The organism is Streptomyces sp. NPDC058335, assembly GCF_042723915.1.
Lineage (GTDB): Bacteria > Actinomycetota > Actinomycetes > Streptomycetales > Streptomycetaceae > Streptomyces.
In genome coordinates, this window is sequence record NZ_JBHXHX010000007.1 from 217871 (window position 1) to 234815 (window position 16945).

15 protein-coding genes and 1 tRNA gene are annotated in these 16945 nt (G+C 70.3%); 12 read left to right on the plus strand and 4 right to left on the minus strand.

All coding sequences use genetic code 11. The features are described 5' to 3' along the window. The first annotated feature begins 61 nt into the window (after positions 1-61). Positions 62-982, plus strand: coding sequence for a DUF4429 domain-containing protein (locus tag ACFWJX_RS15770; protein ID WP_383242458.1), 921 nt, complete (start codon positions 62-64; stop codon positions 980-982). Positions 983-1014: 32 nt separating this feature from the next. On the opposite strand, the gene ACFWJX_RS15775 is transcribed toward ACFWJX_RS15770, so the two are convergent. After that, on the minus strand, positions 1015-2580 hold the full coding sequence (locus ACFWJX_RS15775) for a purple acid phosphatase family protein (RefSeq protein WP_383242461.1): 1566 nt from the start codon (positions 2578-2580) through the stop codon (positions 1015-1017). Positions 2581-2766: 186 nt separating this feature from the next. On the opposite strand from ACFWJX_RS15775, the gene ACFWJX_RS15780 reads away from it, so the two are divergent. Together ACFWJX_RS15780 and glmS are read left to right on the plus strand one after the other, a co-directional pair. After that, a complete protein-coding gene (locus ACFWJX_RS15780) occupies positions 2767-3024 on the plus strand; it encodes a hypothetical protein (RefSeq protein ID WP_383242464.1) in 258 nt (85 codons plus the stop codon). Positions 3025-3071: 47 nt separating this feature from the next. Next, positions 3072-4889 (plus strand): glutamine--fructose-6-phosphate transaminase (isomerizing), encoded by a 1818-nt coding sequence (gene glmS / locus ACFWJX_RS15785; protein ID WP_252554772.1) that lies wholly within the window; start codon positions 3072-3074, stop codon positions 4887-4889. A 100-nt stretch (positions 4890-4989) separates the two neighbouring features. Here glmS and ACFWJX_RS15790 read toward each other — a convergent pair whose 3' ends face one another. Then, positions 4990-5553, minus strand: a complete 564-nt coding sequence (locus ACFWJX_RS15790; RefSeq protein WP_383242468.1) for a GPR1/FUN34/YaaH family transporter — start codon at positions 5551-5553, stop codon at positions 4990-4992. A gap of 151 nt (positions 5554-5704) precedes the next feature. Next, a complete protein-coding gene (locus tag ACFWJX_RS15795) occupies positions 5705-6232 on the minus strand; it encodes a universal stress protein (protein WP_383242471.1) in 528 nt (175 codons plus the stop codon). A 307-nt stretch (positions 6233-6539) separates the two neighbouring features. Here ACFWJX_RS15795 and ACFWJX_RS15800 point away from each other — a divergent pair, with 307 nt between their 5' ends. From ACFWJX_RS15800 to ACFWJX_RS15820, 5 genes are all read left to right on the plus strand, one after another. Next, positions 6540-6869 carry a hypothetical protein gene (locus ACFWJX_RS15800; protein WP_383242474.1) on the plus strand — a complete coding sequence of 110 codons (330 nt, stop codon included), beginning with the start codon at positions 6540-6542 and terminating at the stop codon, positions 6867-6869. 377 nt (positions 6870-7246) lie between these two features. After that, positions 7247-8491, plus strand: coding sequence for a helix-turn-helix domain-containing protein (locus ACFWJX_RS15805; RefSeq protein ID WP_383242477.1), 1245 nt, complete (start codon positions 7247-7249; stop codon positions 8489-8491). A 265-nt stretch (positions 8492-8756) separates the two neighbouring features. Beyond that, the gene (gene orn / locus ACFWJX_RS15810; RefSeq protein WP_363088442.1) at positions 8757-9359 is read left to right on the plus strand and encodes an oligoribonuclease; all 603 of its coding nucleotides are present in this window, start codon (positions 8757-8759) and stop codon (positions 9357-9359) included. Positions 9360-9441: 82 nt separating this feature from the next. Then, positions 9442-9514: transfer RNA gene (locus ACFWJX_RS15815), tRNA-His, on the plus strand. A gap of 71 nt (positions 9515-9585) precedes the next feature. Then, positions 9586-10086 (plus strand): GNAT family N-acetyltransferase, encoded by a 501-nt coding sequence (locus tag ACFWJX_RS15820; RefSeq protein ID WP_383242482.1) that lies wholly within the window; start codon positions 9586-9588, stop codon positions 10084-10086. Between the two features lie 233 nt (positions 10087-10319). Here the strand turns inward: ACFWJX_RS15820 and ACFWJX_RS15825 are convergent, their stop codons facing one another. Further along, on the minus strand, positions 10320-11375 hold the full coding sequence (locus tag ACFWJX_RS15825; protein ID WP_383242485.1) for a LacI family DNA-binding transcriptional regulator: 1056 nt from the start codon (positions 11373-11375) through the stop codon (positions 10320-10322). A 337-nt stretch (positions 11376-11712) separates the two neighbouring features. On the opposite strand from ACFWJX_RS15825, the gene ACFWJX_RS15830 reads away from it, so the two are divergent. From ACFWJX_RS15830 to ACFWJX_RS15845, 4 genes are all read left to right on the plus strand, one after another. Continuing rightward, entirely contained in the window at positions 11713-13041 is a 1329-nt protein-coding gene (locus ACFWJX_RS15830) for an extracellular solute-binding protein (RefSeq protein WP_383242487.1), read from the plus strand. A gap of 5 nt (positions 13042-13046) precedes the next feature. After that, complete coding sequence (locus ACFWJX_RS15835; RefSeq protein ID WP_383242973.1) at positions 13047-14051, plus strand: carbohydrate ABC transporter permease; 1005 nt, start codon at positions 13047-13049, stop codon at positions 14049-14051. Positions 14052-14079: 28 nt separating this feature from the next. Further along, a complete protein-coding gene (locus ACFWJX_RS15840; protein ID WP_383242976.1) occupies positions 14080-14982 on the plus strand; it encodes a carbohydrate ABC transporter permease in 903 nt (300 codons plus the stop codon). Between the two features lie 505 nt (positions 14983-15487). Next, positions 15488-16924: a GH1 family beta-glucosidase gene (locus ACFWJX_RS15845; protein WP_383242489.1), complete on the plus strand. Its 1437-nt coding sequence runs from the start codon at positions 15488-15490 to the stop codon at positions 16922-16924. The last annotated feature ends 21 nt before the right edge of the window (positions 16925-16945 follow it).

Below are 16945 nucleotides of genomic sequence, written 5' to 3' on the forward strand. Positions count from 1 at the left end.
CCTCGGGGGCGTCCGTCGTCACCCCCCGCCCGGGGCGAACAGGTGATGGAACAATCCCCCCATGGCGGAAATCATCCAGAAGGACGGCACCTGGGTCTTCGACGGGGATGCCCTGCGGCTGACGCCGGGACGGGACAAGAACGTCGGTCTGCTCCGCAGGACCCTGGGTGAACTCGTCGTGCCGCTACGGGCGTTGGCGGGCGTCTCGTTCGAGCAGGGCAAGAAGTCGGGGCGGCTCAGACTGCGCCTGCGGGACGGCGCCTGCCCCCTGCTGCACGCCACCGGCGGCCGGCTCACCGAACCCCACGACCCCTACCAACTGGTGGTGGAGCCCGACCGCTACGGCGTCGCCGAGTACGTCGTCGACGAGGTGCGCAACGCGCTGCTGCTGGACCAGGTCCCCGCCGGCCCGGTGGACGCCTATCTGCTGCCGGGCCCGTCCGTGCCCCTGTCGGTGTCCGCCGGGGACGGCACCGCGAACTTCGACGGCGAGCGGGTGCGCCTGGAGTGGAACTGGAAGACGGAGGACGCCAAGGCCGCCGGCGGCGCCCGCACACTGCCCCTGGGCGAGATCACCGCCGCGGAGTGGTATCCGTCGGCCGGTCTGGAGAACGGCCATCTGCGCTTCACCGTCCGGGGCGTGCCGGTGAAGACCCCGGCGAAGTACGACCCGAACGCCGTGGAGCTGTGGGGCTTCAAGAAGGACCCGCTGATGGCCCTGGTCGCGGCCGCCGTACAGGCCAGGCTCCCGCACCCGGCCGCGGCCCCCGAGGACGCCGTACGGCCGCCCGCGGACGCGCCACGGGCGGTCGCCGCCGCGCCCGACGGCTCCCCCGCGCCCGCCACGTCCGCCGCGCCCGCCGAGGACAGCCATGACGCGCTGCTGCGGCGGCTGCGGGAGCTGGGCGAGCTGCGCCGCGACGGGGTGCTCACGGAGGAGGAGTTCGCGCTGGCCAAGCAGGCGGTCCTCAAGCGCTTGTGAGAAGCGCGGCGAGGACCGCCCGCCGGGGGGAGCTACTTGGCCCGGCGCGCCACCGTGAAGTGGTCGATCCGCTCGCCGGTCTCGGCGATGCCGCGCACGGTCAGCGTGGCGTACCGGCCCCTGGCGGCGGGGGTGACGTCCACGCGCAGGAAGGAGTAGTCGAGGTAGCGCACGCGCGACCAGGCGACCGTCTCGTTCTGCTTGCCGTCCTTCCGGACGACGTAGGAGGGGACGGACTCGAGGTCCTTCTCGTGGCCCTCGTAGGACTGGTCGGCCGAGAAGGCGTACAGGCTGCGCCCGGCCGCGCCCGCGGTGACGTAGACGACGCCGTCGGTCTCGGGGTAGGCGGTGCCGCCGATCGGCAGCTTCTTGGCGACCCGGTCGCCCTTGAGGACGTCGGTGCGCTCGTAGACGTGGTTGTGGCCGTTGATCACCAGGTCGACGGTGTACTTCTCGAACAGCGGCACCCACTCCTGGCGTACGCCGCCCTCGGAGGCGTGGGCGGTGGAGGTGCAGTAGGCGCAGTGGTGGAAGAACACCACGACGAAGTCGATGTCCTGGTCGGCCCGGTACTCCTTCAGCCGGCCCTCCAGCCACCTGGTCTGGGTGCCGCCGGAGATGCCGAGGTTGGCCGGGATCTCGAAGGAGACGTCGTTGGCGTCGAGCGAGATGACGGCCGTGTTGCCGTGCACGAAGGAGTAGACGCCGGGGAGGTGACCGGCGTCGGGGCCGTTGTCCGGGAGGACCCAGCGGGCCTCCTCGCCGCCGTAGCCGTTGGGCGAGTACCAGGCCTCCATGTCGTGGTTGCCGTACGACACCATCCACGGGACCTGCTTGGCGACCGACTCGGTCTGGACGAGGAACTGGTCCCAGGTACGGGCGTCGAAACCGGTGTCGGCGGTCTTTCCGGCGCCGGACGGGTCGGCGTAGGCGATGTCGCCCGCGTGCAGGTGGAAGGCCGGGTTCTGGCCGAGGATCAGGGCGTCGTTGGCGAGACCGTGGTAGCTGACGCCCTGGTCGCCGAAGGCGGTGAAGGTGAACGGCTCCTTCTTCGCGGGGGCGGTCGTGAAGGTGCCGAGGGTGCCGAGCAGATGCGGGGCGGCCGGGTCGAAACCGGCGTGCCCGACGCCGTAGTAGTACGTACGGCCGGGCTTGAGACGGGCCAGCTGGGCGTGGACGTAGTACTGGGTGTGGTCGCCGCTCGCGCCGATCCCGGCGGGGGTGTGGAGCGTACGGACCTCGGCCCGGATCTTGTGGGAGAGGTCCCAGGGGTGGACGCCGATGCGGACGAACGGCTCGTCCACGGCGACCGGGACCTGCCAGGAGATGGTCATCTCGGTGCGGGCGTCGGTGCCGTAGGCGAGGTGGCGGCCGAAGGGCGCGACGAGGGCGCCGTCGACCTTCTCGGCGCGGGGGGCCGTCTGCCGGGCGCGGGGCGCGGCCTGTGCGGTGGGGCCGGTGACGAAGGCGCCGCCGGTGACGGCGCCGAGGGTGACTGCGCCGCCTCTGATCATCGTGCGGCGGGAGAACTTGGTGCGCAGGTACTCGTGCTGCTCGGCCATGCTCATGCGCTCGGCCAGCTGCTCGGGTACGCCCATGCGAGGAATGTCCATGGCGCCTGAAACTCGTCCCCCCGGGCGACGAACCGCGGGCGGCGGCATGGACGTTTCACGAACAGGCACTCATGAGAGGTTCAACGTTCCCCCAAAGATCCCTAACAGGCCCCTGCCCGGAATCGGGCAAGATTCTTGCGAAACTCTCGCCGGTACCCCAGGATCTACCGGGTGCACGACGAACTCGTTGATCATCTGACGCGCTCCACCCCCCTCAACCGGGGTGAAGCCCTCCGGGTGATCCAGGACGTTCTCGCCTACTTCGACGAGACGACCGAGGAGTACGTCCGTCGCCGCCACCGCGAGCTCCAGGCCCAGGGCCTGGTCAACGCGGAGATCTTCGAACGGATCGCGGCGGACCTGAAATACCGGGCGGTGGCACCGCCGGAGCCGACGCTCCGTCAGCTGCGCCGCATGGTCTACGGCTGAGCGACCGGCCCCGGACCAGCCGAGAACTACAGAGGGATTGCCTACATATGTGCGGAATCGTCGGATACATCGGGAAGCGTGACGTCGCGCCCCTGCTCCTGGAGGGCCTCCAGCGCCTGGAGTACCGCGGCTACGACTCCGCGGGCATCGTCGTCACCTCCCCGAAGACGGCCGGCCTGCGGATGGTCAAGGCCAAGGGTCGCGTCCGCGACCTGGAGGCCAAGGTCCCGGCCCGCTTCAAGGGCACGACCGGTATCGCCCACACCCGCTGGGCCACCCACGGCGCCCCCTCCGACGTGAACGCCCACCCGCACATGTCGGCCGACCTCAAGGTCGCCGTCGTGCACAACGGCATCATCGACAACGCCTCCGACCTGCGCCGCAAGCTGGAGGCGGACGGCGTCGAGTTCCTCTCCGAGACCGACACCGAGGTCCTCGTCCACCTCGTCGCCCGCTCCCAGGCCGAGAAGCTCGAGGACAAGGTCCGCGAGGCGCTCCGCGTCATCGAGGGCACCTACGGCATCGCCGTCATGCACGCCGACTTCAACGACCGGATCGTCGTCGCCCGCAACGGCTCCCCGGTCGTCCTCGGCATCGGCGAGAAGGAGATGTTCGTCGCCTCGGACATCGCCGCCCTGGTCACCCACACCCGCCAGATCGTCACCCTCGACGACGGCGAGATGGCCACCCTCAAGGCCGACGACTTCCGCACCTACACCACCGAGGGCACCCGCACCACGGCCGAGCCCACCACCGTGGAGTGGGAGGCCGCCTCCTACGACATGGGCGGCCACGACACCTATATGCACAAGGAGATCCACGAGCAGGCCGACGCCGTGGACCGCGTGCTGCGCGGCCGCATCGACGACCGCTTCTCCACCGTGCACCTCGGCGGCCTCAACCTGGACGCCCGCGAGGCGCGCCAGATCCGCCGCGTGAAGATCCTCGGCTGCGGCACCTCGTACCACGCGGGCATGATCGGCGCCCAGATGATCGAGGAGCTGGCCCGCATCCCCGCGGACGCCGAGCCCGCCTCCGAGTTCCGCTACCGCAACGCGGTCGTCGACCCCGACACCCTGTACATCGCCGTCTCCCAGTCCGGTGAGACGTACGACGTGCTGGCCGCCGTCCAGGAGCTGAAGCGCAAGGGCGCGCGGGTCCTCGGCGTCGTCAACGTGGTCGGCTCGGCCATCGCCCGCGAGGCCGACGGCGGCATCTACGTGCACGCCGGCCCGGAGGTCTGCGTCGTCTCCACCAAGTGCTTCACCAACACCACGGTCGCCTTCGCGCTGCTCGCGCTGCACCTGGGCCGGACCCGCGACCTGTCGGTGCGCGACGGCAAGCGGATCATCGAGGGTCTGCGCCGGCTGCCCGCCCAGATCGCCGAGATCATGAAGGGCGAGGAGGAGATCAAGAAGCTGGCCGAGCAGTTCGCCGAGGCCCGCTCCATGCTCTTCATCGGCCGCGTCCGGGGCTACCCGGTCGCCCGTGAGGCCTCCCTGAAGCTCAAGGAGGTCTCCTACATCCACGCCGAGGCCTACCCGGCGTCCGAGCTGAAGCACGGCCCGCTCGCCCTGATCGAGCCCGCCCTGCCGACGGTCGCGATCGTCCCCGACGACGACCTGCTGGAGAAGAACCGCGCCGCCCTGGAGGAGATCAAGGCCCGCAGCGGCCGGATCCTCGCGGTGGCCCACCAGGACCAGGAGAAGGCCGACCAGACGATCATCGTCCCCAAGAACGAGGACGAACTCGACCCCATCCTCATGGGCATCCCCCTCCAGCTCCTCGCCTACTACACGGCCAAGTCCCTGGGCCGCGACATCGACAAGCCGCGGAACCTGGCGAAGTCGGTGACGGTCGAGTAGCCGCCCTCCCGACACAACGGACCCCCCGGTGATGCCACCATCCACCGGGGGGTCCGCTCTGTTCGCCGGGGACGCCCAACTCCCCGGCGCGGCTGCCGAATCAGCCCGTGGCCGTCACCCCGGGGCGGGCAGCCCGTCGCGGAATCGCCGTGGGCCAGTGCGCGAGGGCGGCCGTCGCGGCGTACCAGGCGACCGCTCCCGCCGCGACGGCGAACCAGCCGCCGGCCTTGGCGAGACCGTCGTTCTCGGCGAAGGCCGCTACGGCGAGCAGGACCAGGGAGACGAGGAACAGCCCGTAGGTGCCCTTGGCGAGCTGGTCGGCGGCGGTGACCGTGAGGGTCAGCGCGACCAGGGCGAAGAGCAGCAGGAACAGGCCGGCGGCGTTCGCGGAGACCTGGGCGCCGGCCGAGACGGCCCAGGTGAACCAGAGGGCGCCGACCGCCGAGAAGGCCGTACCCGAGACGGTGTCACGGTCACGGAAGGCCATCAGACCGGCGAGGAAGAGGGCGACCCCGCCCACGTACCGGGCGATCGGCACGGCGTCGGCCGCCGTGACGCCGTCGATGAGGCCGGTGTACCCGAGGCCGACGGCCAACAGGGTGACACCGATGGCGAGTCGGCCGACGACAGTGGTGCTGCTTCCCGCAGAGACGTCGTTGTCCACGGCGGGGCTCCCTTCATGCGTGCGCGCTTGTGCGCTGCAGGGGTTATTCCCTTCACAAGGGCACAAACCACCTGTACGCACGAGTAGTTTCCCGCTGGGCACAAGGGAGTTGGGGTCACCCGGGACTCATCCCACCTGGGCGGAGGGCGAGTTACGGAATGACGACGACGGGCCGCTTCGCCCGCTTGGCGAGCCGCCCCGCGACCGACCCGAAGATCCGCCCGACGAGGCCGTGCGTCGAACCGACGACGATCGCGTCCGCCGCGTACTCCCGCCCCACCTCTTCGAGTTCGTGGCAGATGTCGCCGCCGCGCTCGACCAGGATCCAGGGCACCTCGGCCAGATACTCGGCGCAGGCCAGCTCCAGACCGAGCACCTCGGTGCGGTGGTCCGGCACGTCCACGAAGACCGGGGGCTCACAGCCCGCCCACACCGTGGTGGGCAGCCGGTTGGCCACATGGACGATGATCAGGCCCGCGCGGGAGCGGTGAGCCATGCCGACGGCGTACGCCAGGGCCCGCTCGCTGGACGTCGATCCGTCGAAGCCGACGACGACGCCGTGCTTGAAAGCGGGATCACAGGAGGGGCGTGCCTCTTCCGCCGCCAGGGGGTCGGCCGCCGTCTGATCGGCGACCGGCCGCTTGCGGTCCGCTGGTTCGAAGAATTCGTGACCGGCCATGGCTGTCTCGGCGTATCGATCCTTGTACGGGTGGGACGAGCGTGAGCGGCGGAGCGTGTCCGGGAATCATCTTCCCAACCCCATACCCCCAAGGGTACGGCGCCACGCCTCCAGGGCCCAGTCCCGCCCACGGTCCGTCGGGGTTCCAGGGAGCATGCACGAGGGGCCGCCGGTAACGCAATGGTTGCTGCCCCGTACAGGCGGTTCGCACAGCATTCACTTACCCGCCCCTCATCCGATGAGTGACCGACCGGTCGAACGGGCGTTGAACCCCCCGAACCACCCCCCAGGGAGGAGCCCGCCCCCCATGCCCTCATCCCGCCCGACCCCCGAGGCCCACGCAGGCGACGACAGGACGACGGAGCTGATCCGCTGGGCGGCCTTCAGCTGTGTCCTCGTCCCGGTGGTTCTCCTCTGGTACGGCACCTCCCTGGCCGGAACCGCCGGCACGGCCGTCGGCCTGGCCGCCGTCACCGCCGCCTGCCGGCTACTGCTGCGCCGCTCCGAGCAGTGCGCGGCCCGGCTCCTCGACGAGGAGCACCCGCCGCACACGCCCCACCGGGGACGCCGTCACCGCACCGGAACGGGGTCGCACCGTGGCGGTCGTCACAATGACCGAAGCACACCGGTCGGTTGACCGGTTTTCACGCACACGCCCGTATCTTTTCAGCCAACTTCCGGATACCGCGCATCCCTTGCCGCAACCACCCCCCTTCCCCCGTTCGACCTGCATGGAAAGGCCCTCAGGGGGGCTGCGCACCCTACGTGGATTGGCCACTGCGACGAGGCGCACTTCCCCGCACGGCCCACGAGTGCAACGCTTCGTGATCGAATGCTTCACGCCAAGTTGCCATGTCGACAATGTGCCGGGTGACGAACTGGCCACTCCGGCATCACGCGACACAGTAGATTCGATCTTGACTGTCTACGGCGGGGGACTCGTGCAGGACCGAGGGGAAACGTGCAGGAGCGACACAACCGAGGAGCCGCGACCACCGAGGGGGGCTTAGCAGGATGAGCCACGACTCCACTGCCGCGCCGGAAGCCGCGGCCCGGAAACTTTCCGGGCGACGCCGCAAGGAGATCGTCGCGGTGCTGCTGTTCAGCGGCGGCCCCATCTTCGAGAGTTCCATTCCGCTGTCGGTGTTCGGGATTGACCGCCAGGACGCCGGCGTGCCTCGCTACCGACTGTTGGTATGCGCGGGCGAGGACGGCCCGCTGCGGACCACAGGGGGCCTGGAACTCACCGCGCCACATGGCCTGGAGGCGATATCGAGGGCAGGCACGGTCGTCGTACCGGCCTGGCGCTCGATCACCTCCCCGCCACCGGCGGACGCGCTCGACGCACTGCGCCGAGCGCACGAGGAGGGCGCCCGCATCGTGGGCCTGTGCACCGGCGCGTTCGTGCTGGCCGCCGCAGGTCTGCTGGACGGCCGGCCGGCCACGACACACTGGATGTACGCACCGACGCTGGCCAAGCGCTATCCGTCGGTGCACGTCGATCCACGCGAGCTGTTCGTCGACGACGGCGATGTGCTGACGTCGGCCGGGACAGCGGCCGGAATCGATCTCTGTCTCCACATCGTGCGGACGGACCACGGAAACGAGGCGGCCGGTGCGCTGGCCCGCCGACTCGTGGTCCCACCGCGCCGGACAGGCGGCCAGGAGCGCTACCTCGACCGGTCTTTACCGGAGGAGATCGGCGCCGACCCCCTCGCGGAGGTCGTCGCCTGGGCGCTGGAACATCTCCACGAACAGTTCGACGTGGAGACGCTGGCCGCCCGCGCCTACATGAGCCGGCGGACGTTCGACCGTCGATTCCGGTCGCTGACCGGCAGCGCGCCGCTGCAATGGCTGATCACCCAGCGGGTGCTTCAGGCACAGCGGCTGCTGGAGACGTCGGACTACTCCGTCGACGAGGTCGCGGGACGGTGCGGGTTCCGCTCGCCCGTCGCGCTGCGCGGGCACTTCCGGCGACAGCTCGGGTCTTCACCGGCCGCCTACCGGGCGGCCTACCGGGCGCGGCGGCCGCAGAGCGAACGGGTGCCTCCGGCGGAGAGTGAGGCGGCTGCCGCCGTCGCGGCGGGGGGTGCCGGCGGGGCGTCTGCCGCCTTGCACTCCGAGGCCGCGGGGGTGCCGCCGCAGATCCGGCGGACCGCGGGGACGGGGGCGGTGAGTTCCGCCTCGGCACCTGCGAGTGTGATGGACGCGTATGCGGGGTCTCGGGGCGGGTTGCCGGGACAGCGCGGCGGGATGTGAGGAATGGGGCGGCGGTGAGCGAGTTCTTCGCCCCGCCGCCCCTTCCCGTCCCGACCCCGGGGACTGCGCCCCCAGAGCCCGCTTCGGCCTGAACGGCCTCGTCCTGGATCGGCGGACGGGCCGAGATAACCGGCCGTCGCCTTTTCTCCCACGGAGTCGGGTGGTGGGTGGGCACAGGCCGGGAGGGCTGGAGGGCCGCAGCCCTCAGCTCCTCCACCATGCCGCGGGGGAACGGATCAAGGCACGTCACCCTTAGGGTGGTCGCATGAACGATCGCATGGTGTGGATCGACTGCGAGATGACCGGCCTCTCGCTGTCCGACGACGCGCTCATCGAGGTTGCCGCCCTCGTCACCGACTCCGAGCTGAACATCCTCGGCGACGGTGTGGACATCGTCGTACGGCCGCCGGACGCGGCCCTGGAGACGATGCCGGAAGTGGTGCGTCAGATGCACACCGCCTCCGGGCTGCTCGACGAACTGGCGGGCGGCACGACCCTGGCCGACGCCGAGGAGCGGGTCCTCGCCTACATCCGCGAGCACGTGAAGGAGCCCGGCAAGGCCCCGCTGTGCGGGAACTCCGTCGGCACCGACCGCGGCTTCCTGGTGCGGGACATGCCGACGCTGGAGAGCTACCTCCACTACCGCATCGTCGACGTGTCCTCCGTCAAGGAGCTGGCCCGGCGCTGGTACCCGCGGGCGTACTTCAACAGCCCGGAGAAGAACGGCAACCACCGCGCCCTCGCCGACATCCGCGAGTCCATCGCGGAGCTGCGCTACTACCGCGAGGCCGTCTTCGTACCGCAGCCCGGACCGGACTCCGACACCGCGAAGGCGATCGCCGCGAAGCACGTCCTGCCCGCCGGATAAAAGGCGTGCGCGAGCACCCCTTCGGACCCTGTACACTTTTTCTCGGCCGGTAGGGAGACCACAAAGTCGACTGCCGGGCATGGTGGGTGTAGCTCAGCTGGTAGAGCACCTGGTTGTGGTCCAGGATGCCGCGGGTTCAAGTCCCGTCACTCACCCTGAGTAATCAGCCGGTGACCTTCTCAGAAGGTCACCGGCTGATTCGTTTCCTCCCAGGAGGGCGTCGACCGTGCAGCCCGAGCCCCTCGTCTCCGACCGGCTCGGCCTCGTCCCCCTCCGCGCGGACCATGCGCGGGAGATGGCCGCCGTCCTGTCCGACCCGGCCCTGCACACCTACATCGGCGGCTCCCCCAGCACTCCGGAAGCCCTGCGCGCACGCTACGAGCGGCTCGTCGCCGGCTCCCCCGAACCGGACCGGACCTGGTGGAACTGGGTGCTGAGGCTGCGGGAGACCGGTCGTCTCGTCGGCACCGTCCAGGCCACCCTCGCCGAGGAGGGCCGTCTCGCGGAGATCGCCTGGGTGGTGGGGACACCGTGGCAGGGGCGCGGCCTCGCCACGGAGGCCGCCCGGACGCTGGTCGGGGGGCTGCGCGAGCAGGGCGTCCGTACGGTCGTCGCGCACATCCACCCCGAGCACCACGCCTCGGCCGCGGTCGCCGCCGCGGCGGGGCTCGCACCGACCGGGCAGCAGCAGGACGGCGAGGTGCGGTGGCGGCTGGTGACCGGCTAGGGCCTGTCGTCACATTCCCGCCGTGCGCCCGGAGGGCGGGCCTCGCGGCGTCAGGGGCTTGCTCCGGGGGTCCCCCGGCCGGGCGCTGGGGGAGTGCCGGGCTCAGGCCTTCGTACTGGTTGTACGTGGGTCTGTGCCCGGTGCGGCGGATGGGGCAGCTCCCACGCCCTGAGTCAGTGGGGGAGCATGCGCGTGCATGGCGCCGCGAGGCGGACGGGAATGTGACGACAGGGCTAGGCCGACGCCCGTGTCATCAGTTCCGTGGCCAGGACCACCTGGCGCCGCTCCAGGCCCCGTGACACCGCCGGGCGGCTGTCCGCGATCTCCGTGAGGAGCAGGTCGAGCATGCGGCGCCCCATCTCCTCGATGGGCTGGCGCACGCTGGTCAGCGGCGGGTCCATGTGGCGGGCTATCGCCGAGTCGTCGTAGCCGACCAGGGCCACGTCGTCCGGGATGCGGCGGCCCGCGTCGCGCAGCGTCTGGCGGGCGCCGGCCGCCATGACGTCGGAGCCCGCGAACACCGCGTCCAGGGCGGGGCTGCGGGCCAGCAGCTCACGCATCGCCCGCTGACCGCCCTCCTCGGTGAAGTCACCCTGCACGATGAGGAGTTCGTCCACCTCGTGGCCCGCGGCGAGCAGGGCGTCGCGGTAGCCGTCGACGCGCCGCTGGGCGCCGTACACGTCGAGGCGGCCGGTGATGTGGGCGATGCGCCGGCAGCCGCGAGCCAGCAGGTGCTCGACGGCCGAGCGGGCGCCGCCGTAGTTGTCGGAGTCGACGGACGGGAGCGTCTCCGCGGCGGAGCGGGGGCCGCTGATCACGGCCGGGATCTCCAGCTGGGCGATGAGGTCGGGCAGCGGGTCGTCGGCGTGCACGGAGACGAGGAGGACGCCGTCCACGCGGTGGGCGGCCAGGTACTGGGCGAGCCGCTGACGCTCCCGGTCGCTGCCCGCGAAGATCAGCAGCAGCTGCATCTCCGTGTCGGCGAGTTCCGCGCCCACTCCGCGCAGGATGTCGGAGAAGTACGGCTCGGCGAAGAAGCGGGTCTCCGGCTCGGGCACCACGAGGGCGATCGCGTTCGTGCGGTTGGCGGCGAGGGCGCGGGCCGCGGTGTTCGGGACGTAGCCCAGCTCGGCGACCGCGGCCTCGACGGCGGCGCGGGTGGCGTCACTGACCCGGGGCGAACCGTTGATCACGCGGGAGACCGTGCCCCGGCCCACACCGGCGCGTGCCGCCACCTCTTCGAGGGTCGGCCGGCCACCGCTCCGTCCCCGCGTACCGTGGCTTGCCATGGGCCCCGCCTTCCCGCCGTCATCGTCGCACTGGCCTGGAATCTAACAGTCCTGACCGCTCGCCCCACCGCTCCAGGGGTGGCCGCCCCCGGCCGAAAAGCGCCGTCGCGGCGAGTTAGCTAACAGCCGGATAACTGAACGCATCTCTCCGTGCCCCCGCCCTTGACACCCTCGCCCGAACCGACGACTCTTCAACTCATCACCTGTGGGAGCGCTCCCACGGTACCTGACACATACACAACCCGCACGTTCCCCGCCCGAGCCGCAGCTGGAAACTAACGGGCCCAACAACGCAGTTGGCCGGGGGGTCGGCACGTCAGGGCAACAGGAGGACGTAATGCGAGCACGTACCCGAAGCTCCCGTCGGGTGGTAGTCCTGGCGACCGTCGCCACCATGGGCGCCGGGCTGCTGGCCGGCTGTGCCGACGACGGCGGTGACAAGGCGTCCGACGGTTCGTCGTCCGACGGCGGCAAGGGCAAGACCACGATCACCATGGGACTTTTCGGCACGATGGGCTTCAAGGAAGCCGGTCTCTACGCCGAGTACGAGAAGCTCAACCCGAACATCAAGATCGCCGAGAACGTGATCGAGCGCAACGAGAACTACTACCCCGCGCTCGTCAACCACCTCACCACCAACAGTGGTCTCCAGGACGTGCAGGCCGTCGAGGTCGCCAACATCGCCGAGGTCGTCGCCACCCAGAGCGCGAAGCTCCAGGACATGTCCAAGGTTTCGGGCGTGAACAAGAGCAACTGGCTGGACTGGAAGTGGTCACAGGCCACGACCAAGGACAGCAAGACCATCGGTCTCGGCACCGACGTCGGCCCGATGGCCCTCTGCTACCGCACGGACCTCTTCCAGCAGGCCGGTCTGCCGACCGACCCGACGGAGGTCGGCAAGCTGTGGGCGGGCGACTGGAACAAGTTCATCTCGGTCGGTGAGCAGTACAAGAAGAAGGCGCCCAAGGGCACCTTCTTCATGGACTCCCCCGGCGGCCTGCTGAACGCCGTCCTCAGCAGTGAGGAGGAGAAGTTCTACGACTCCTCAGGCGAGGTCATCTACAAGTCGAACCCGGCCGTCAAGGCGGCTTTCGACCTGACCGCGAAGGCCGCCGAGCAGGGCCTCGTACAGGCGCAGACGCAGTTCCAGCCGGCCTGGGACACCACGATCGCGAACAGCAAGTTCGCGACGGTGGCCTGCCCGCCGTGGATGCTCGGCACCCTCAAGGGCAAGTCGAAGCCGGAGTCCCTCGGCAAGTGGGCCGTCGCGGTCGCTCCGAAGTCCGGCAACTGGGGCGGCTCCTTCCTGGCCGTGCCCTCCAGCGGCAAGAACGTGAAGGAAGCCGAGAAGCTGGTCGCCTGGCTGACCGCGCCCGAGCAGCAGGCCAAGCTGTTCAAGGTGCAGGGCTCCTTCCCGAGCACGCCGAGCGCGTACACCATGCCCGAGGTGACCGGCGCCAAGAACGAGATGACCGGTGACCTCAACATCGGCACCATCTTCGCCGAGGCCGCCAAGGCCGCCCCGGTCCAGGTGATCGGCCCGAAGGACCAGATCATCCAGCAGGGTCTGACGGACAACGGCGTGATCCTGGTGACGAAGGGCAAGTCGCCGGAGGAGGCCTGGAACACGGCGACCAAGACCATCGACAACAACCTGGACAAGTGACCCGTATGGCCACCCACGACACCGCCGCGCCCCCCACCAAGGAGGGGGGCGCGGCCCCGGGCCGACCGCCCGCCGACCCCACGGGGGCGGAACGGCGTCGGGCCCGGCTCTCCCGCCGCTGGCAGCGGGACATGCGCTGGAGCCCGTACGCCTTCGTCTCACCGTTCTTCCTGCTGTTCCTGGCGTTCGGTCTGTTCCCGCTGATCTACACCGGCTGGGCCTCGCTGCACCAGGTGGAGATGACCGCACCCACCGACATGGAGTGGGTGGGGCTGCGCAACTACACGCGGATCTTCGACGACGACTTCTTCTGGAACGCGGCGAAGAACACGCTGACGATCGGCATCATCTCGACGGTGCCGCAGCTGCTGATGGCGATGGGCCTCGCCCACATCCTCAACTACAAGCTGCGCGCCTCGACCTTCTACCGGGTCGCGATGCTCGCCCCCTACGCGACGTCCATCGCGGCCGCCTCGCTCGTCTTCGTGCTGCTGTTCGGGCGCGACTACGGCATGATCAACTGGGCGCTGGACTTCGTCGGGATCGGTCCGGTCGACTGGCAGAGCGACAAGTGGCCCTCGCAGTTCGCGGTCTCCACGATCGTCATCTGGCGCTGGACCGGCTACAACGCGCTGATCTATCTGGCGGCGATGCAGGCGATCCCGCAGGACCTGTACGAGTCCGCGGCGCTGGACGGCGCGAGCCGCTGGAAGCAGTTCATCCACGTGACGCTGCCGTCGCTGCGCCCGACCATCCTGTTCACCGTCGTCGTCTCGACGATCGGCGCGACCCAGGTGTTCGGCGAGCCGCTGCTGTTCGACGCCAACAAGGGGGCGTCGGGCGGTTCCGAGCACCAGTTCCAGACCCTGGGCCTGTACCTGTACGAGCAGGGCTGGGTCAACCAGCACCTGGGCCGTGCCTCCGCGATCGCCTGGACCATGTTCCTGATCCTGATCGTGGTCGGCATCGTCAACTACGTCATCTCGCGCCGGCTGCGCGCCAGTAGTTAGGAGTACGGCCGTGACGACGACGACTTCCATGACACCGCCCTCATCTCCGCCGGATACGACCGTGAAGAAGTCCGGCCGTATACGGCGGCCCAAATCGGCGCGGGCCGGCGGGCAGATGCACGCGGGGCCGATCGCGTACGTGATCCTGGCCCTGTTCACCATCGGCTCGCTGTTCCCGCTGGTGTGGACGGCGATCGCCGCCTCCCGCGACAACAACCGGCTGGCGCAGACACCGCCGCCGTTCTGGTTCGGCGGGAACCTTCTGGACAACCTGGACATCGCCTGGAACGACGCCAACCTCGGCGAGGCCTTCTTCAACACGACGATCGTGGCGGGCACCTCGGCGGCGACCGTGGTGTTCCTGTCGACGATCGCCGGGTTCGCCTTCGCCAAGCTGAAGTTCCGTGGCCGGGGCGCGATGATGCTGATCGTGATCGGCACGATGATGGTGCCGCCGCAGCTCAGCGTGATCCCGCTGTACATGATGGTCGCCAAGCTGGAGTGGACCGACCAGCTGCAGGCGGTGATCCTGCCCTCGCTGGTCAGCGCGTTCGGTGTGTTCTTCATGCGGCAGTACCTGATCCAGGCGCTGCCGGACGAGATCATCGAGGCGGCACGGGTGGACGGCGCGAGCAGTTGGCGCGTGGTGTGGCACGTGGTGTTCCCCGCGGCGCGCCCCGCGATGGCGGTGCTCGGCATGCTGATGTTCGTGCAGACGTGGAACGACTTCCTGTGGCCGTTCCTGGTGCTCAGCCAGACCGGCAACCCGACCGTGCAGGTCGCGGTCGCGGGCCTCGGCCGCGGGTACACCCCCGACCAGTCCCTGATCATGGCGGGCGCCCTGCTGGGCACACTGCCGCTGCTGCTGGTCTTCGCGATCTTCGGCAAGCAGATCGTGGGCGGCATCATGCAGGGCGCGGTGAAGGGCTGATGCGGCCCTTGGCAGAGGTGACGGGCGGGGGTGTCGGCTTTGCGAGACCTTCGCCGGTCGGCGGCCGCGCGGGGGTGAGACCCTCGCCGGTCGCAGGTCCGCGCGGGGCTGAGACCCTCGCCGGTCGCAGGTCCGCGCGGGGCTGAGACCTCCGTCGGCCTCGACGTCCGTGCGGGACCGACAACCCCGCCAGCCGCAACCTCCGTGCGGGACCCACACCCCGCCGGTCACCACCTCCGCGCGGGACCCACACCCCGCCGGTCACCACCTCCGGGCGGGGCTGAGACCCCGTGGGTCCACGATCCGCGGGAGCGACACCCCCCCGGCCCGGCGTCCGCGCAGGGCTGACAACCCCGTCCGGCTCAGTGTCCGTGCGGGGGTGACACCCCCGCCGATACCGCGTCCGACGAGGGCCGGGTCACCGCCGCCCCGGTTCCTCCGCATTTCTTCCCCCCATCCTTCGTCGGTCTCGACGACCTCGACGACCACTCATGGGAGCGCTTCCATGCCTGAGTCCGCACAGTCGGCCAACCCTGTGACCTTTCCTCCCGCCTTCCTCTGGGGCGCGGCGACATCCGCGTACCAGATCGAGGGGGCGGTGCGGGAGGACGGCCGTACCCCCTCCATCTGGGACACCTTCAGCCATACGCCCGGCAAGACCGCCGGTGGTGAGACCGGTGACATCGCTGTCGACCACTACCACCGCTACCGCGACGACGTCGCGCTGATGGCCGAGCTGGGCCTGACCGCGTACCGCTTCTCCATCTCCTGGTCGCGGGTCCAGCCGACCGGCCGCGGCCCGGCGGTCCAGGTGGGCCTGGACTTCTACCGCCGGCTGGTCGACGAGCTGCTGGCGAAGGGCATCAAGCCTGCCGTCACCCTCTACCACTGGGACCTCCCGCAGGAGCTGGAGGACGCGGGCGGCTGGCCGGAGCGGGACACCGCTTACCGGTTCGCCGAGTACGCGCAGATCGTCGGCGAGGCCCTCGGCGACCGCGTGGAGCAGTGGATCACGCTCAACGAGCCGTGGTGCAGCGCCTTCCTGGGGTACAGCTCCGGAGTGCACGCCCCCGGCCGCACCGACCCGGCCGCGTCGCTGAAGGCCGCGCACCACCTCAACCTGGCGCACGGCCTGGGCACCACGGCCCTGCGGTCGGTGATGCCGACCCGCAACTCGGTGGCGATCAGCCTCAACTCCTCGGTGGTCAGGCCGCTTTCACAGACCCCGGGGGACCTCGCGGCGGTCCGCAAGATCGACGACCTGGCGAACGGCGTCTTCCACGGCCCGATCCTGCGCGGCGCGTACCCCGAGACGCTCCTCACCGCGACCTCGAAGGTCACCGACTGGTCGTACGTCCTCGACGGCGATCTGCGCGCCATCCACCAGCCGTTGGACGCGCTGGGCCTGAACTACTACACGCCCACGCTGGTCTCGGCGGCGGACGCCGACCCGTCGGCGCCGCGGGCGGACGGCCACGGCAGCAGCGACCACTCCCCCTGGCCGGGCGCGGAGGACGTCGCCTTCCACCAGACGCCGGGCGAGCGCACCGAGATGGGCTGGACGATCGACCCGACGGGCCTGCACGACCTGATCATGCGGTACACGAAGGAGGCCCCGGGCCTGCCGCTGTACATCACGGAGAACGGCGCGGCCTACGACGACAAGCCCGACTCGGACGGCCGCGTCCACGACCCGGAGCGGATCGCCTACCTGCACGGCCACCTCCGGGCCGTGCGCCGCGCCATCGCGGAGGGCGCGGACGTCCGCGGCTACTACCTGTGGTCGCTGTTGGACAACTTCGAGTGGGCGTACGGCTACGAGAAGCGGTTCGGCGCGGTGTACGTGGACTACGCGACCCTCGCGCGCACCCCGAAGTCGAGCGCCCTCTGGTACAGCCGGGCGGCCCGCACGGGAACCCTCCCGGCGCTCGAGACCGCCTGACCGAAGACCCCCGGGGTGGGG

Excerpts from the sequence above, each read along its gene's own strand:
- ACFWJX_RS15770 (WP_383242458.1), top strand. The coding sequence starts at position 62 with ATGGCGGAAATCATCCAGAAGGACGGCACCTGGGTCTTCGACGGGGAT.
- ACFWJX_RS15800 (WP_383242474.1), top strand. The coding sequence starts at position 6,540 with ATGCCCTCATCCCGCCCGACCCCCGAGGCCCACGCAGGCGACGACAGG.
- ACFWJX_RS15825 (WP_383242485.1), bottom strand. The coding sequence starts at position 11,375 with ATGGCAAGCCACGGTACGCGGGGACGGAGCGGTGGCCGGCCGACCCTC.
- orn (WP_363088442.1), top strand. The coding sequence starts at position 8,757 with ATGAACGATCGCATGGTGTGGATCGACTGCGAGATGACCGGCCTCTCG.
- ACFWJX_RS15845 (WP_383242489.1), top strand. The coding sequence starts at position 15,488 with ATGCCTGAGTCCGCACAGTCGGCCAACCCTGTGACCTTTCCTCCCGCC.
- ACFWJX_RS15830 (WP_383242487.1), top strand. The coding sequence starts at position 11,713 with ATGCGAGCACGTACCCGAAGCTCCCGTCGGGTGGTAGTCCTGGCGACC.
- glmS (WP_252554772.1), top strand. The coding sequence starts at position 3,072 with ATGTGCGGAATCGTCGGATACATCGGGAAGCGTGACGTCGCGCCCCTG.
- ACFWJX_RS15795 (WP_383242471.1), bottom strand. The coding sequence starts at position 6,232 with ATGGCCGGTCACGAATTCTTCGAACCAGCGGACCGCAAGCGGCCGGTC.
- ACFWJX_RS15775 (WP_383242461.1), bottom strand. The coding sequence starts at position 2,580 with ATGGGCGTACCCGAGCAGCTGGCCGAGCGCATGAGCATGGCCGAGCAG.
- ACFWJX_RS15840 (WP_383242976.1), top strand. The coding sequence starts at position 14,080 with ATGACACCGCCCTCATCTCCGCCGGATACGACCGTGAAGAAGTCCGGC.
- ACFWJX_RS15835 (WP_383242973.1), top strand. The coding sequence starts at position 13,047 with ATGGCCACCCACGACACCGCCGCGCCCCCCACCAAGGAGGGGGGCGCG.
- ACFWJX_RS15805 (WP_383242477.1), top strand. The coding sequence starts at position 7,247 with ATGAGCCACGACTCCACTGCCGCGCCGGAAGCCGCGGCCCGGAAACTT.